The 14,854-nt window shown below is 63.2% G+C and carries 15 protein-coding genes; 3 read left to right on the forward strand and 12 right to left on the reverse strand.

Annotated elements, in window-relative coordinates:
- Positions 1-3 precede the first annotated feature (3 nt).
- The 11 genes from FJ943_RS16440 to FJ943_RS16490 form a co-directional block, all read right to left on the reverse strand.
- Positions 4-996, reverse strand: coding sequence for a PhoH family protein (locus FJ943_RS16440; protein ID WP_031241013.1), 993 nt, complete (start codon positions 994-996; stop codon positions 4-6).
- A gap of 83 nt (positions 997-1,079) precedes the next feature.
- A complete protein-coding gene (gene miaB, locus FJ943_RS16445; RefSeq protein WP_140722961.1) occupies positions 1,080-2,501 on the reverse strand; it encodes a tRNA (N6-isopentenyl adenosine(37)-C2)-methylthiotransferase MiaB in 1,422 nt (473 codons plus the stop codon).
- 62 nt (positions 2,502-2,563) lie between these two features.
- A complete protein-coding gene (locus FJ943_RS16450; RefSeq protein WP_140722964.1) occupies positions 2,564-3,364 on the reverse strand; it encodes a 1-acyl-sn-glycerol-3-phosphate acyltransferase in 801 nt (266 codons plus the stop codon).
- A gap of 121 nt (positions 3,365-3,485) precedes the next feature.
- A complete protein-coding gene (rimI, locus tag FJ943_RS16455; RefSeq protein ID WP_015314021.1) occupies positions 3,486-3,980 on the reverse strand; it encodes a ribosomal protein S18-alanine N-acetyltransferase in 495 nt (164 codons plus the stop codon).
- A gap of 82 nt (positions 3,981-4,062) precedes the next feature.
- Positions 4,063-4,740, reverse strand: coding sequence for a tRNA (adenosine(37)-N6)-threonylcarbamoyltransferase complex dimerization subunit type 1 TsaB (gene tsaB, locus FJ943_RS16460; protein WP_140722967.1), 678 nt, complete (start codon positions 4,738-4,740; stop codon positions 4,063-4,065).
- A 107-nt stretch (positions 4,741-4,847) separates the two neighbouring features.
- Positions 4,848-5,954 carry a DUF1513 domain-containing protein gene (locus FJ943_RS16465; protein WP_140722970.1) on the reverse strand — a complete coding sequence of 369 codons (1,107 nt, stop codon included), beginning with the start codon at positions 5,952-5,954 and terminating at the stop codon, positions 4,848-4,850.
- A 340-nt stretch (positions 5,955-6,294) separates the two neighbouring features.
- Positions 6,295-7,374, reverse strand: a complete 1,080-nt coding sequence (locus FJ943_RS16470; protein ID WP_140722973.1) for an imelysin family protein — start codon at positions 7,372-7,374, stop codon at positions 6,295-6,297.
- Positions 7,374-8,975, reverse strand: coding sequence for a di-heme oxidoredictase family protein (locus tag FJ943_RS16475; RefSeq protein WP_140722976.1), 1,602 nt, complete (start codon positions 8,973-8,975; stop codon positions 7,374-7,376). Before FJ943_RS16475 ends, FJ943_RS16470 begins: the two co-directional genes overlap by 1 nt.
- 12 nt (positions 8,976-8,987) lie before the next feature.
- Complete coding sequence (gene bfr / locus FJ943_RS16480; protein WP_015314026.1) at positions 8,988-9,473, reverse strand: bacterioferritin; 486 nt, start codon at positions 9,471-9,473, stop codon at positions 8,988-8,990.
- Positions 9,439-9,750, reverse strand: coding sequence for a (2Fe-2S)-binding protein (locus FJ943_RS16485; RefSeq protein WP_140614790.1), 312 nt, complete (start codon positions 9,748-9,750; stop codon positions 9,439-9,441). The genes bfr and FJ943_RS16485 overlap by 35 nt, the downstream gene beginning before the upstream one ends.
- A gap of 48 nt (positions 9,751-9,798) precedes the next feature.
- Positions 9,799-11,088 carry an imelysin family protein gene (locus FJ943_RS16490; protein ID WP_015314028.1) on the reverse strand — a complete coding sequence of 430 codons (1,290 nt, stop codon included), beginning with the start codon at positions 11,086-11,088 and terminating at the stop codon, positions 9,799-9,801.
- Positions 11,089-11,520: 432 nt separating this feature from the next.
- On the opposite strand from FJ943_RS16490, the gene FJ943_RS16495 reads away from it, so the two are divergent.
- From FJ943_RS16495 to FJ943_RS16505, 3 genes are all read left to right on the forward strand, one after another.
- Positions 11,521-12,774: an FAD-dependent oxidoreductase gene (locus tag FJ943_RS16495; protein ID WP_140722979.1), complete on the forward strand. Its 1,254-nt coding sequence runs from the start codon at positions 11,521-11,523 to the stop codon at positions 12,772-12,774.
- Between the two features lie 79 nt (positions 12,775-12,853).
- Entirely contained in the window at positions 12,854-13,111 is a 258-nt protein-coding gene (locus FJ943_RS16500; RefSeq protein WP_140722982.1) for a type II toxin-antitoxin system ParD family antitoxin, read from the forward strand.
- Positions 13,111-13,422 (forward strand): type II toxin-antitoxin system RelE/ParE family toxin, encoded by a 312-nt coding sequence (locus FJ943_RS16505; RefSeq protein ID WP_140722985.1) that lies wholly within the window; start codon positions 13,111-13,113, stop codon positions 13,420-13,422. The genes FJ943_RS16500 and FJ943_RS16505 overlap by 1 nt, the downstream gene beginning before the upstream one ends.
- A 23-nt stretch (positions 13,423-13,445) precedes the next feature.
- Here FJ943_RS16505 and FJ943_RS16510 read toward each other — a convergent pair whose 3' ends face one another.
- The gene (locus FJ943_RS16510) at positions 13,446-14,723 is read right to left on the reverse strand and encodes a 4-aminobutyrate--2-oxoglutarate transaminase (protein ID WP_140660891.1); all 1,278 of its coding nucleotides are present in this window, start codon (positions 14,721-14,723) and stop codon (positions 13,446-13,448) included.
- Positions 14,724-14,854 lie beyond the last annotated feature (131 nt).

Below are 14,854 nucleotides of genomic sequence, written 5' to 3' on the forward strand. Positions count from 1 at the left end.
AGATCAATTCTCGGCACCGAGGCCACGAGCCAGCTTGGCGTCCCGATCATAGGCCCTGACGATTTCCGCCACCAGCGGATGGCGGACGACGTCGACATCGTTGAAGCGCACGGTTACCGCGCCTGCCACACCGTCGAGGACACGCAAGGCTTCGACCAAGCCCGACTTGGTGCTCGGAGGAAGGTCGATCTGTGTCGGATCGCCAGTGACGATCATGCGCGAGTTCTCGCCGAGACGGGTGAGAAACATCTTCATCTGCATCGGCGTGGTGTTCTGCGCCTCGTCGAGAATGACGGCGGCGTGCGCCAGCGTGCGGCCGCGCATGAAGGCGAGCGGCGCGATTTCGATTACTTCGGCGGCAATCGCACGCTCGACCTTGTCGGCCGGCATCATGTCGTAGAGCGCGTCATAGAGCGGTCGCAGATACGGATCGACCTTCTCCTTCATGTCGCCCGGCAGGAAGCCCAGCCGTTCGCCGGCCTCGACAGCCGGTCGCGATAAAATGATGCGCTCGACCATGCCGCGTTCCAGCAGCATCGCCGCATGCGCCACCGCCAGATAGGTCTTGCCGGTGCCGGCCGGACCGATGCCAAACACCAGTTCCGACCGCTCCAGCGCCCGCATATAGGCGTCCTGGTTCAGGGAGCGGGCATAGATGGTCTTCTTGCGGGTGGCGATCTGGGCGGCGGAGACCTTGCCCTTGCGCTCCAATGTCGGCAGCGTGAGCTGGTCGTCGGCGGCGATAGCCATGCGCACGGCCCCGTCGACATCGGACTGGCTGATATCGACGCCCTTCTGCAGGATGCCGTAGAGATTGTCCAAGGCGCGGCGCGCCTGTTCGGCGGCCGAAGCGGATCCCTTGATGGTCAGCTGGTTGCCGCGCGAGCGTATGTCGACGCCGAGCTTCTGCTCAAGCCGGGCCAGGTTTTCGTCGAACTGGCCGTAAAGGGCGCTGGCAAGCTTGTTGTTGTCGAAAGTCAAAACGATGTGCGCCATGTCAGAAGCCCCGGATGCCGGTACCGGGGGCAGATTCTTCAGCTCCGCTGCGCTCAACCGTCTCTCCTCATCTGCCGAGACCATCAGGCCAATTCAGCGAACAGGCTGTTGTAGCCCGTCTTCGTGATTCGCACCTTGATAATGTCACCGATTTCGCCGGCGTTTTCATCAACAATAACTGGCTGCAGCCAAGGCGAGCGGCCGACCTTCTGGCCGGCCTGACGACCGGGCTTCTCGATCAGCGTATCTATGGTGCTGCCGATCAAACTCAAGCCGAAATCCTGCTGTTGTTTCAACAGCAGTGCCTGCAGGCGCTGCAAGCGGTCGTCCTTGACCGCTTCCGGCACGTGGTCGGACATCTCGGCGCCGGGCGTACCGGGACGCGCCGAATATTTGAACGAGAAGGCCGAGGCATAATTTACCTGGCGCACCAGATCCATGGTCGCCTCGAAATCGGCCTCCGTCTCGCCGGGGAAGCCAACGATGAAATCCCCCGACAGTGCGATATCGGGGCGCGCGGCGCGGATGCGGTCGAGCAGCGCCAGATAGTCCTTGGCCGTATGCCTGCGGTTCATCGCCTTCAAAATGCGATCCGACCCGGATTGCACCGGCAGGTGCAGATAGGGCATCAGTGCGGCCAAGTCGCGATGCGCGGCGATCAATTCGTCGTCCATGTCGCGTGGATGGCTGGTGGTGTAGCGCAGCCGCGCCAGGCCGGGGATTTCGGCCAGCCGGAACAGCAGCCGCCCGAGACCCCATTCCGCGGTCTTGCCCCTTTTGGCCTCGCCCTGGCCATGCCAGGCGTTGACGTTCTGGCCGAGCAGCGTCACCTCGCGCACCCCGGCCTCGGCCAAGCGCTCGGCCTCGGCGACGATCTGCGCCACCGGCCGCGACACTTCCGAGCCTCTCGTATAGGGCACGACGCAGAAGGTGCAGAACTTGTCGCAGCCTTCCTGGACGGTGAGGAAGGCGGTGACGCCGCGCTTGATCACCTCGGCACGCTTGGGCTGCGGCAGATGCTCGAACTTGTCCTCGATGGCGTATTCGGTTTCGACGATCTTTTCGCCGCCGCGAACCCGTGCCAGCACGTCGGGGAGACGGTGATAGGTCTGCGGACCGATGACCAGGTCGACGGCCGGCGAACGCCGGATGATCTCGGCGCCCTCGGCCTGCGCCACGCAGCCGGCGACGCCGATCAGCATCTCGCGGCCGGCACTTGCGCGTTCCGCCTTCATGTCGCGGATGCGGCCAAGTTCGGAATAGACCTTTTCGGCGGCTTTTTCCCTGATATGGCAGGTGTTGAGCAGCACCAGATCGGCCTCGCCGATGGCATCGGTCGCCGTATAACCGTCAGCGACCAGCGCATCGGTCATGCGCTGTGAATCATAGACGTTCATCTGGCAGCCATAGGTCTTGACGAAGACCTTCTTGGCTGCCGTGGCGTTCGCCGCCGGCTGTCCGGCCGCAGTGCCGATGTCGTCGCTCTCAATCGTGTTCAAGTCCATCCGGCGGCTTCTAACGCCTTTCCGTGACAAAAAACAGACGATTCTGCCTTGGGCCGCTGGGTTCAGCGGCTCGGGAGCGGATCGGCAAGGGCCGCCTGCATCATCTCGCGCACCCGGCCTTCCATCAGCTTGGCCGTTTCCTTGCGGTTGGAACCCTTGGCAAAGGCGATCGGCTCGCCGAAATGCACCTCGACGTCGAGCGCGCCCTCGGCCATCAGCACCTTGAGATGCGGCATCAGGTCCTCATCGCCGATCCAGGCTGCGATCGGACGGTGGCGGCGGCCGAGCGGCACGCCGTGCAGGCGCGTATAGGCGATCGCAACGGGCTGGATAAAGACCTGCTCGGCCGCGCCTTCGGAGATGGCCATCGAGGCGGCGCCGAACAGGGTGCTTTTGAAGGGCAGGACGACATTGCCGTCACCGGTCGAACCCTCGGCGAACAGCACCATGGCATCGCCCTTGGCCATGCGTCTGGCGATCTCGCTGGCCTGATCGCCAGACGAACGCTTGCGTTCGCGCTCGATGAAAACAGTGCGCTGCAGTTTCGACAGCATGCCGATCAGCGGCCAGCCTTCCATATCGGCTCGGGCGATGAATTTCACATCGGCAAAGGAGCCCAGCACCATGATGTCGGTCCAGGAGATGTGGTTCGAGGCAACCAGCAAGGGGCGTTTGTCGGACAGCGCCCCCCTGACATGGATACGCATGCCGAGCGCCCGGATGATCAGCCGGTGCCAGATCTTGAGGATGAAGGTTTCCGGCCACCAACCGGTCTTCATCGACAGGATCTGCAGCGGCACGAAAACCAGCGACCCAGCGACGACGAGGCCCAGCGCCAGGAAAATCCTGATTTTCTTGATCATCGCCCTACCATTACAGCGCCGCGCGTCCTCTTGGACGCGCAAAGGACGCTGTAACACCTTAATTCTGGCGCATGATCCTCTCCGAAATCGGATTCGATTTTCGGGATCATGCGGCCCCTGGCTAGCGAAGATCGCGGCGCATGACAAGCGCCCCAGTCGGCCCGCGATCGGGCGACTTGTAGTAATCCGGACGCTTGCCGACTTCCCGAAAACCCAGGCGACGATAGAGGGCGATCGCCGCGGCATTGGTCTCATCGACCTCGAGGAACAAGGCTTCGGCGCGCTGCGAATGCAATTCGCGCAGCACTGCGTCCATCAGCTGCCAGCCCAGCCCCTGGCGCCGATGCGACCGTGCCACCGCGACGGTCAGGATTTCACCCTCGCCCGCGGCCAGCCGGGCGAGGACGAAGCCGACAGGCGGCTTGGCGCCCTGCCCGGTTTCGCGCGCGGCATAGCCGAACACGGTGTCCTGTTCGAGCAAGGCGGCGAACTCACCATCGGTCCAGGGGCGGACAAAATCCTCGCGGTGCAGCAGCGAGACCGCGGCGCTATCGGTGATCCTGAGCGGCTCGAGCGCGTAGTCCCGGCGACGTGGCTGAAGAAAAGGTATGCGCATCAATTCTCGTTTTCTCGTCTGACCATGAGCTCTGGACAAACGGAACCGTTTGTCCGCGAAAACCGGCTTCCACTTTTCGGGATCATGGTCTTTGCCTCGAAAGTATAAACCCGGCCTGCGGCTTGGCATCGGCACCGCGCAGATAAAGCGGCTTAGGCCTTTCGCCCTGCCCCTTTGCGGCAGCCAGCCGGGCGTAGGTGAGAATGTCGGCGGTGGCCGCCCGAGGCCCGATGTCAAAGGTACGGCCGGCCGCGTCAGCGATCAGCGTCGCTGCCGTGCCGGCGAGCACCGCGAAACGTTCCGACGCCATCGTCACCGCATCCGCAAGCGTGGCCACGGCCGGACCGTAAGTCAACACCGACATTTCATCGTACAGTGCGGCATGGATTTCCTCGCGGCCGGCATCAAGCGCCGCCAGCACGGCGCGGCCAGGAAAGGCACCGGCCGCCTCGGCGGCCAGTGCCTCAAGGGTCGTCACCCCGATTGCCGGCAGCTTGAGCGCCAGCGCCAGGCCACGCGCGGTCGACACGCCGACGCGCAGGCCGGTGAAGGAACCCGGACCGACAGAGACGGCAATGGCGCCAAGGCCGGCGTAGTCGATCGCGCCGGTCTTCAACGCGTCAGCGATCACTGCCATCAGGTGCTCGGCATGACCCTTGCCCAGATCGAGCACCGAGCGGCCAAGTTCCAGCCCAGCTGCCGCGTCGTAGACGCAGGCGGCGCAGAGGCTGGCGGCACAGTCGATGGCGAGAACTTTCATGAAACGACCGGTTCGAGAAACAATTCCCTGTGCCCGCCATAGCGCGCAACCGCAAGTGTGTAGTGCATAATTTGTTAAGCGGCTTCGGTTTGGCCTGGCAGAAGAGCTTATGCCGCCGGCCCTATGCGCAGCATGTGGTTGTCCCAGACATAGTCCGGCTCCGTCCGCGTGGCACCACCGCCCTCGATGATCTCGCCGGCGCCCGTGGTGGCCATGAAACCTGCCCCGTCGGGCGCCACGCCGCAGACCTCGACCAGCGCGCTGGAGGAGACGAGCCGGCCGCTGTCCGCATCGATCACGACAAGCGAATTGCCTTCCGGCGAGGAGACGGCGACGGTGCCGGCACCAGGATTGGCGGCGACCGAGCCGATATAGTTGCGGAAACCGGACAGCACATCCCGAGGCATGTCGAGCAATGCCAACTCCTTGCCCCGGGCGGCGCGACCGACCAGAAGCGGACGATCGGTGCCGGAGCCCCTGTATTGGCAGCCGAACCAGACGGTGCCTGTCTGGTCGGTATCCATGTGACGGATCGACAATTGGTGCAGAGCGGCCGGCGGTTCATGCTTTTCGATCAGGTCGCCGGTGGCGCGGTCGATCAGCACATAGGAAGGTTTCATGGTGGCAATGTTGAGCTCGGCGCGTCCGTAGTCTGGATGGGTCTCGATGCCGCCATTGGCGACCGCGATCGTCTTGCCGTCGCCCAGCAGAAGAAGTTCGTGCGGGCCTATGCCGTAGGTCGGGAATTCGCCGACGCGATTGAATTTCGCCCGCGCGTCATAGACGCCGACCACGCCAGCGGCGTTGTCGAAGTCGTTTTCGGTGGCGTAGAGCAGAGCGCCGTCGGGCGAAAAGACACCATGACCGAAGAAGTGCCGGCCTGCGATGCTGGCGATGGTCCGCGGGGCGTCGCGCCCGGCGTGATCGAATACGACGGCGAAGGTGCCGGGCTGGCGGGCGAAAACCACCGAACGCTTCGATATCGGATCGTAGGTGACGTCATGACCGCGATCGGGCAGGTCGATCGCATGCAGCACCTTGCCGGCCTCAGACAGGACGGCGGCACCAAAACTGCCGTCGCGCTTGACGAAGGCGGTGGCGAACACGGCATCCGCCGCGAGCGTATTTGCCCAGGCCGAGGGCGTCACGGCGGCGGCAAAGCCAATGCCGGCGGCCCTCAAGAAATCGCGGCGGTCGATGAGAGGCGTTTTCAAGACATGGCCCTCCCCTGCACTGGCCGGCTCCAAGACATGGTAATTTTTAGGGATCGGAGCTGACGCTTGGCACCTGCCGATTCTTCGAATGACTCATCGCAGACGTTGGAAGTTGGCCGAAGCATCCGGAACTTCGTCATCCTTAGGCGGAGCAGGAGCGTAGCTCCGTCGCGGAGACCCAAGTATCCATGCCGTGACTTTCGCCGAGGAATGCAGCAGAGCAGAATTCTGAACCGTTGCAAGGCCTTGCGGTCACGGCATGGATCCTGGAGTCTACGCCGCGTCGCTTCGCCCCAGGATGACGAAGCTATGGGCGTTTCGGCCAATCTCAAGGTCACGCTCAGTCTCCATCCAGCGACGAGAAGCCGGCGGTCAGGCCGAATTCGGCGGTCAGCCTGGTGCCGATCAGGGTCGACAGGCTGGAGGTGATCAGGGCGAGATGCTCGAGTTTTTCGCGCAGCGCCGGATCGGCGAGCGCCTTGTCGATCGGCCCCTGGACGGCCTTGGCGGTCGCAGCGCCGTTGAGCAGCTGGATGTGGATCGACTCTGCCATCCAGCGCGCATCCGGCGGCAGCGCGTTGCCGAGCTTCGACACCTGGAACAGCGCATCGATGCCGGCCAGATTTCCGGCCAGCGCGTTGGCGGTGTTCTGCGAACGCCAGTAGATCGCCTGTTTTGGCTTGTCGGCCTCGGGCTTGGCGCCCAGAAAACCCTTCAGGCGCACATCGCGGACCATTTCCAGTTCGTTGATCAAGACGCCGACCAGTTCGGTCACCGCCTCGTTACCATCGCGATAGAGCGTGTTTTGCGGCCCCGGATTGGCCCACAGTGCCGCGAATCCATCTGGTTTGTCCCAGGCCGCGCTGACGTCCGCGGCGATGGTTTCGATGTTGCCGGCGACAGCCGCCCCGTAAGCGCAGCGATAGGATTCAGCCTTGCCCGTCAAGGCGTCGGCGCCGTCGCCGTAAAGCACGAATTCCAGCGCCCCGAGCCCCTGCATGGCAACGCTCTTGCCCGCAAGCTGGACAGGATCGGTGGCGGCGGGATCCTTGTCAGACAACGCCGCCTGCACCTGTTTCAGGCCGATGCTCTTGCGATCCGGCCAGAACAGCATGCGCTCCAGCCTGTTGTTCTCCTTGATCGGCCCGAAACCGATGATCTCGGCCGATGACCAGGCGTAGACGGTAGCCGAGAACGCAGCTCGCGCCGCTTGTACGTCCGCTTGCGAGGGCGCCTCGCAAAGCTTGTGCATGGCTTTGGTCAGGGCTTTCGCATGCTGGTGCAGGTCCTCATATGCCGGGCGGACAAAGCCGTCGATCGCGCGCTGGATGACATCAGAGGCTTTCACCGCGGCCGATGCGGGCAAGGCGCCCAGCAGAACCAGCGGAAGAACGAGAACCAGCGCGAAACGCTTCGCCATCAAAGTGACTCCAGAAATTTGACCAATGCATCGCGCTCGGTGGCGCTGGTGGCGGCAAAGCGGTCGCGCGCCTTCTGCGCCTCGCCGCCATGCCACAGGATGGCCTCGACCAAAGTGCGCGCACGGCCATCGTGCAGATAGAAGGAATTGCCGTTGACCATTTCAGTGAGGCCGATGCCCCATAGCGGCGGCGTGCGCCACTCATTGCCAGTCGCATCGCCCACAGCCTGGCCGTCGGCAAGATCCGGCCCCATGTCGTGCAGCAGGAAATCGGAATAAGGCCAGATCAACTGGAACGCCTGCGGCTTGTCAGGTGCATCGCGACGGGTAACGAATTTCGGCGTGTGACAGGCAACGCAGCCGATTTCATAAAAGACCTTCTTGCCGGCGAGCACCTCAGGCGAGGCGAGGTCGCGTCGCGCCGGCACCGCCAGGTTGCGCGAATAGAAGGTGACGAGATCCATCACCGGCGCCGGCGCCTCGACCGGGCCGAGGCGCGCCTGCACGCCGTTGGGCATGGCGAGGCACTTTTCCTGCGCGGCGGTGCAATCGCCCCAGTGTTTCGGCGCCTCCGGCGTCGAGATGCCGATATCGCCGGCAAAGGCATCGGCGGCCTGCTGGCGGATCGACGCGGTCTGCGCCTTCCAGCCGAAACGGCCAAGCGTCAGCTCGCCGCTCAGGCCATCACGCACGATGTTGGGCTTGCCGGAAATACCATCGCCATCCCTGTCGTCAGGGTCGGCACGGGCCAGAATGTCGGCCGGCGCGATCTGTTCGATGAGACCGAGGCCGATCATCGGCGGCGTCAGGCGCGGCGACAGCGTGGTGCGCGGATCGAGCGGCCCGTAGCCGAGATCATCGATCGTATAGGCGGGTTTGCGCAGTAAAACCGCGGTGCCGTCCGGCAGTTCCACCTTCCGTTCCCGATAGTCGACACGCATCCTGCCCTCACCCCTGAGACCAGGCACGGCCAGTTGCTGCAATTGCGTGCCATAGACCGGGTCTGGAAGGTTGAGCAGCCGGTGGTCGGCGAGCGCCGCCTTTTCTTCCGCGCTGCTGGCATCGCGCGCCAGCCGCAGGAACATCGAGGTGGTGCCAACATCGGCTTGCGGCGGCCGTCCGCGTCCATCCTTCAGATGGCAGTTCTGGCAGGCGCGTTCGTTGAACAAGGGTCCGAGCCCATCCGATGCCTGCGTCGAGGACGGCGACGAGACCCAGTTCTTGCGGAAAAGCGCATTGCCGAGCTTGAAGGTGCCTTCTTCCTCGAAGCTGATGTTGGCCGAAGATTGCGAGAAGGAATCACGGCTGATGTCTTTCCGCGAGGTGCCTGCGCCACCTTGCATCAGTTCGAAAGGCTCGGGCTTGGAAAAATCCGTGGTCGGCCTGGTAATGGCTGTGACGCGCACCTGATCCTTGGCATTAAGGTCGGTGCGCGTGGTGGCGAGACCGGCGGGTAGAAGGTCGCCGGCGATGGCAGAAGTGGTCAGCGCCAGCATCAGAATAATGCCGTGCCGACCAGCCGAGATGGCTGGCATTTTCCGGAGGCGCGGCGGGCCCTTGGCCCGCCGCAAGCGGCGCAGGACGTCTAAGAGGCGCCGCATTCCCGCATATCCTTAGTCCGCCTCGTCCGCCGGTGCGGCGTTGAGCTGGCCGTACTTTTCCTCACCGATCGAGGCCAGCAGGTCGAGCTGCGTCTCGAGGAAGTCGATATGGCTTTCCTCGTCGGCGAGCAGTTCCTCGAACAGTTTCATCGTGACGTAGTCGCCCGCTTCTTCGCAGATTTCGCGCGAGCGCTTATAAGCAGTGCGCGCGTCATATTCACCGGCCAAGTCGGATTCGAGCACTTCCTTGACGTTCTGGCCGATGCGCAGCGGCGCCACGGACTGCAGGTTCGGATGGCCTTCAAGGAAGATGATGCGGGCGACGAGCTTGTCGGCGTGGTGCATCTCCTCGATCGATTCCGCCCGCTCCTTCTTGGCCAGCTTGGCGTATCCCCAATCCTCGAGCAGGCGGAAATGCACCCAATACTGGTTGACGGCGCCGAGCTCCAGAAAAAGAGCCTCGTTAAGCCGCTCGATGATCTGTGGTTCGCCTTTCATGGGTCCTGCTCCCGTATTGGACGCGCAGGCCTCTGACGCGATCCAGATGTGAAACGATGTCCACGCCGCTTGCCTGCGAGCGGGCGTGGTAGTTCTCGGTGACCCGAATGATCGTTTCGACCACATTTGGGAAGCAGCCGCAACAGCGACCCCGTTTGTGCATGGCGTGATAGACCTTTGCCGGCACGATGAGCTGCCAGGGATCCTGATCCAGCAGGCCGATGATCGTCTGCTCGATCTCCTTCTCGGTGATGATGTTGCAATGGCAGATCAGCATTTCGTCGCTCTGGCTGACGGCGCTCCGATGCGCCGTTTGGCTGGGGGCTTACTTGAACACCTTGTCGGGCGCGTCGAGACTGTCGGAGCCTTCGAAGGCGATGTTGTTCAGCTTCAAGGCGCCGACGGCGCGTTCGATCGACTTGGTCTGGTCGATCAATGCGTCGATTGCCGCCTGCACGGTGGCATTGCCCGCCGTATTGCCCTCGGCGATCTGCTGGTCGTAGGCCTCGCCGGCCAATGCCCGTGCCTTGATGGCTTCCATCTTGGCGACCGAAACATCGAGCTTGTCGGACAGTTCCTTGTCGATTGCCGGATCCGCTGCCTTGACCATGTCGTGCACCGAGGGGCCCGAAACGACGGTACCATCCAGCCGTGTGTAGCTGGCGTGATAGGCGGCGCGAATGCCGACTGCATCATAGAGATGAGAATTGTAGGTGTTGTCGGAGAAGCAGTCATGCTCCTCTTCGGGATCGTGCAGCAGCAGGCCGAGCTTCATGCGCTCGCCGGCCAGTTCGCCGTAGGAGAGCGAGCCCATCCCGGTGAAGATGATCGAGATCGCGGTGTTCGGCTCGCCATCGACGAGGTTCTTGCGCGCGGCGCCGTCTTCCTTCCAGTCGTTGACCATCTTCTGCAGGTCGGAGACCAGAAGGTCAGTTGCCGATTTCAGGTACTGTGCGCGGCGGTCGCAATTGCCGCCGGTGCAGTTCTTGAGGTCGTAGTCCGTATAGGGACGCTCGCCGGCGCCTGGACCGGTGCCATGCAGATCCTGGCCCCAGAGCAGGAACTCGATGGCGTGATAGCCGGTAGCGACGTTGGCCTCGATACCGCCGGCTTGCTGCAAGGTGCCGGAGAGGAATTCCGGCGAAAGCGTCGCGGCGTCGATCTTCTTGCCGTTGATCTCGATCTCCTTGTTGGCGATCACATTGGCGGTGTAGAGCGAATTCGCGTCCGATTCCGTGCCGTAGCTCTTGGCGACATAGTCGATCAGGCCTTCGTCCAGCGGCCAGGAATTCACCTCGCCCTCCCAGTCGTCGACGACCTTGTTGCCGAAGCGATAGACCTCGGTCTGCTGGTAGGGGACGCGGGCCGCCTTCCAGGCGTCGCGGGCGGCATTGAGCGTCTCCGCCGACGGGTTGGCCAGCAGCGCGTCGACCGCCTTGTCCAGCGTCCGCGCCGTGGTTAGCGAATCCTCGTACTTGGCAAGCGCGATGTCGGAATAGGTCTTGATCACCGCCTTCGCATCGGTTTGCGCCTTTGCAGGCAGCACGAACACCGCCGCCGTCAGCAGCGCCGTGGCGCCGATCGCCACAAGCCTGCTGCCATATCGTGCCGTCATTATCGCTCTCCAGTTTCTCGGGAATTCCGCAAACGGCGCGCGCGGCAACCGGCACCAGGCCGTGTGCATGCCACCGGCCGCAAGATATGCCGCGCTGCCGCGCGGCTCAGGGAAGAAAGACACCAAAATGCCTCCAATCGAACGGGTTCAAGGCCCAGACATCAAAGGGATGCGCCAATGCGCAAGCTTCCTTAAAACTTCGAGTTCGATGGAGTCAACGGAAATTGCTGAAAAACCTAATCGAAACAACAGTTTAGAATTATTCTAAACTACAACTGTCAACTTTACGCGTTCCCTTGCACCGACTTTGCGGCCGAACTGTACGATTGACAGTCGCCATCCCGGGTGCGACCCGCAGACATTCTCTTGCGGCGGTGCCAGGCAATTGCCGCTTGGCGAGACGTCCTAGGATCGAATTGGGATCGGAATGCGATGAAGAACGGCGTGGTCATTGTCGGTGCGGGTCATGCGGGCGTGCAGGCAGCCGCCAGTCTGCGCGAGGATGGCTATGATGGGCCGGTGATCCTGGTGGGCGACGAGAATGAACTGCCCTATCACAAGCCGCCGCTGTCGAAGACTTTTATCAAGGATGCCACGGCCAAACCGCAGCCCTTGCGCGGCGAAGCCTTCTACACCGGCAGCGCCATCGACTACCGGCCGGGCATCCGGATCGAGCGCATCGATGTCGGCCGCGGCAGTCTCGACATCGCCGGCGGTGGCGCACTTGTCTTCGACCATCTGATCCTGGCGACCGGATCGCGCCCGCGTGCCTTGCCATTACCCGGCGCGGAGCTGTTCGGCGTGGTGTCGCTGCGCTCGCTGGCCGATGCCCGGCTGATCCGGGACTTGAGCGCGCACAGCGAAGATGTCGTTATTCTCGGCGGCGGCTTCATCGGACTGGAAATCGCCGCGACGCTTCGGGCGGCGGGCCGCACCGTCACCGTTGTCGAGGCGGTCGACCGGCTGCTTGGCCGCGCCGTGGCGCCGGTGGTGGCTAGCCATGTCCGGCAAAGGCTGGAATCGACAGGCGTGCGCATCCTGACCGGCACCTCGATTGCAAGGCTCGAAGGCGAAGACGGCCATGTCACCGCAGCGATCACCACCTCAGGCGAAAGGCTGCCGGCGCGCATGGTCGTGGTGGGCATCGGTGCCGTGCCGAATGTCGAACTGGCGCAGGAAGCCGGCCTCACCATCGCCAACGGCATCCGCGTCGATCACCAGATGCGCAGCTCGGTACCGAACATCCTCGCCATCGGCGACGCCGCCTCGTACCGGCACTGGTTCACCGGCGGCGACGTGCGGCTGGAATCGGTGCAAAACGCCACCGACCAGGCGCGGCTCGCCGCGCGCACCATATCAGGCCACGCCGACGCTTATTCGGCGGTGCCATGGTTCTGGTCCGACATTGGCGACATGAAATTGCAGATGGTCGGGCTGACATCAGGCGGCGACAGCCATGTCGTGCTCGGTGACCTGCCCGACAACAAGTTCTCGATCTACCACTACGCGGGAGACCGGCTGCTCGGCATCGAATCCGTCAACCGCCCCGGCGACCACATGCTTGGCCGCAAGATGCTCGGTGCCGGCTTCTCGCCGACACCGCAGACGGTGGCCACGGGTCCCGAAGGGCTGAAGGCGGCATTGGCACAATTTCACCAGGACGAGCCTGCCCGGGTTACGGGCTAAAGCAGGCCGGGATCTTGCCAAAAAAATCAATGAGCTTATCATAAATTGATAATCGCGGATAAAATGGAAGGCCGTCCCCATGCCTGCGAGCTACAGCATCGGACCTCGCTACGAAACGTTCGTGCGCGAACTGGTTGAAAGCGGCCGCTATGTCAGCGCCAGCGAAGTTGTGCGTGATAGCCTGCGCCTCTTGGAGGAACGCGAGGAGCAGCGGCAAACGAAACTTGCGGCACTGCGTGAGGACATCCGCAAGGGTGTAGAAAGCGGACCGGGCATTCAGGCCAACAGCGTTTTTGACCGGCTGGAGAAAAAATACAGCGGTGGAACCCACAAGTAATGGCCCTCAGTTTTGCGCCTGCCGCGGTGCAGGACATCGAGGAGATCGGCGATTACATCCATGCTGAAAATCCGCCCGCCGCTCACCGTTTTATAGCGGCGCTTCGCGGACGATGTGGCCGCATAGAGAATGCGCCACGCGGAGGCGCACCTCGTTCCGAGCTTTGGCCTGGTCTGCGGTCCGTCGCGTTCCAAAAATGTATAATTTTCTACACCGCCCAGGGCAACGACGTGCGCGTCGAGCGCATTTTGCACGGCGCGCGCGATATTGAGGGCATCTTCGAGGAAGAAAAGATGCCCAAAGACATGTGAATCGGAACGCTCGTCCTTGTCGATCAGGCTGCGCAGACTTCGCGGATCGAGCTTTCCAGAATGTCGAGCGCTTCGTTCATGACTTCGTCCTGGATGGTGATCGGCGCCAGGAAGCGGATGACGTTGCCATAGACGCCGCAGGTCAACAGGATCAGACCCTTGTCGAGCGCCTTCAGGCGGATCGCGTTGGCGATCTCGGCCGACGGCAGGCCCTTCTTGACGTCGTTGAACTCAACCGCGTTCATGAAGCCCAGACCCCTGATGTCGACGATCTCGGGCACGTCGTCACGGATCGACTGCAGACGCTGCTTCAGCCGCGCACCCAGCGTGTTGGCGCGGTCGCAGAGCTTTTCGTCCTCGATGACATCCAGGACGGCGTGTGCCGCGGCGACGCCGATCGGGCTGCCGCCATAGGTGCCGCCGAGCCCGCCGGGGCTGGGTGCATCCATGATCTCGGCGCGGCCGGTGACCGCCGACAGCGGGAAGCCGCCGGCCAGGCTCTTGGCCATGGTGGTGATGTCGGCCGCCACCTCGTGATGGTCCATGGCGAACATCCTGCCGGTGCGGGCAAAGCCGGTCTGCACTTCGTCGGCGATGAGCAGCATGCCGTGCTGGTCGCAGAGCTTGCGCAGCGCCGTCAGGAGTTCACGCGGCGCGTCGTAGAAGCCACCCTCGCCCTGAACCGGCTCGATGATGATCGCGGCGACGCGGGCCGGATCGACATCCGCCTTGAACAGCTTGTCAAGTGCCGCCAGCGAATCGGCGACCGAGACGCCATGCAGTTGCACGGGGAACGGCACGTGGTAGACGTCGCCCGGCATGGCGCCGAAGCCAACCTTGTAGGGCACGACCTTGCCGGTCAGCGCCATGCCCATGAAGGTGCGGCCGTGGAAGCCGCCGCCGAAGGCGATGACGGCCTGGCGGCCGGTGGCGTTGCGAGCGATCTTGATGGCATTCTCCACCGCCTCGGCGCCGGTGGTGACGAAGATCGTCTTCTTCTCGAACTTGCCGGGCAGCATGGCGTTCAGCCGTTCGGCCAGCCGCACATAGCTCTCGTAAGGCACGACCTGGTGGCAGGTGTGGGTGAAGCGGTCGAGTTGCGCCTTGACCGCCTCGATCACCTTGGGATGGCGATGGCCGGTGTTGACGACGGCGATGCCCGAGGAGAAGTCGATATAGCGGCGGCCCTCGACATCCCAGATCTCCGAATTCTCGGCCCGGTCGGCGTAGATTTGCGTGGTCATGCCGACGCCGCGCGAGATCGACTGGTTCTTGCGTTCGGAAATGGCGGAGTTCTTCATCATATCCCTCACCGGGCCGGCGCCCGTTCTGTTTGATGCCGTTGAGTTCCCTTCTGGCCTTATTTCAGGTTTTCCTCAAGCCGGCACCATCGCAGGGTCGATTGGGCCTGACTTAACCAGTCCGGCGATAC

Origin of the sequence: Mesorhizobium sp. B2-3-10 (genome assembly GCF_006442275.1) — a bacterium.
GTDB lineage: Bacteria > Pseudomonadota > Alphaproteobacteria > Rhizobiales > Rhizobiaceae > Mesorhizobium > Mesorhizobium australicum.

Excerpts from the sequence above, each read along its gene's own strand:
- bfr (WP_015314026.1), bottom strand. The coding sequence starts at position 9,473 with ATGAAAGGCGAACCACAGATCATCGAGCGGCTTAACGAGGCTCTTTTT.
- FJ943_RS16485 (WP_140614790.1), bottom strand. The coding sequence starts at position 9,750 with ATGCTGATCTGCCATTGCAACATCATCACCGAGAAGGAGATCGAGCAG.
- FJ943_RS16490 (WP_015314028.1), bottom strand. The coding sequence starts at position 11,088 with ATGACGGCACGATATGGCAGCAGGCTTGTGGCGATCGGCGCCACGGCG.
- rimI (WP_015314021.1), bottom strand. The coding sequence starts at position 3,980 with ATGCGCATACCTTTTCTTCAGCCACGTCGCCGGGACTACGCGCTCGAG.
- tsaB (WP_140722967.1), bottom strand. The coding sequence starts at position 4,740 with ATGAAAGTTCTCGCCATCGACTGTGCCGCCAGCCTCTGCGCCGCCTGC.
- FJ943_RS16450 (WP_140722964.1), bottom strand. The coding sequence starts at position 3,364 with ATGATCAAGAAAATCAGGATTTTCCTGGCGCTGGGCCTCGTCGTCGCT.
- FJ943_RS16510 (WP_140660891.1), bottom strand. The coding sequence starts at position 14,723 with ATGAAGAACTCCGCCATTTCCGAACGCAAGAACCAGTCGATCTCGCGC.
- miaB (WP_140722961.1), bottom strand. The coding sequence starts at position 2,501 with ATGGACTTGAACACGATTGAGAGCGACGACATCGGCACTGCGGCCGGA.
- FJ943_RS16495 (WP_140722979.1), top strand. The coding sequence starts at position 11,521 with ATGAAGAACGGCGTGGTCATTGTCGGTGCGGGTCATGCGGGCGTGCAG.
- FJ943_RS16440 (WP_031241013.1), bottom strand. The coding sequence starts at position 996 with ATGGCGCACATCGTTTTGACTTTCGACAACAACAAGCTTGCCAGCGCC.
- FJ943_RS16500 (WP_140722982.1), top strand. The coding sequence starts at position 12,854 with ATGCCTGCGAGCTACAGCATCGGACCTCGCTACGAAACGTTCGTGCGC.
- FJ943_RS16505 (WP_140722985.1), top strand. The coding sequence starts at position 13,111 with ATGGCCCTCAGTTTTGCGCCTGCCGCGGTGCAGGACATCGAGGAGATC.
- FJ943_RS16470 (WP_140722973.1), bottom strand. The coding sequence starts at position 7,374 with ATGGCGAAGCGTTTCGCGCTGGTTCTCGTTCTTCCGCTGGTTCTGCTG.
- FJ943_RS16475 (WP_140722976.1), bottom strand. The coding sequence starts at position 8,975 with ATGCGGCGCCTCTTAGACGTCCTGCGCCGCTTGCGGCGGGCCAAGGGC.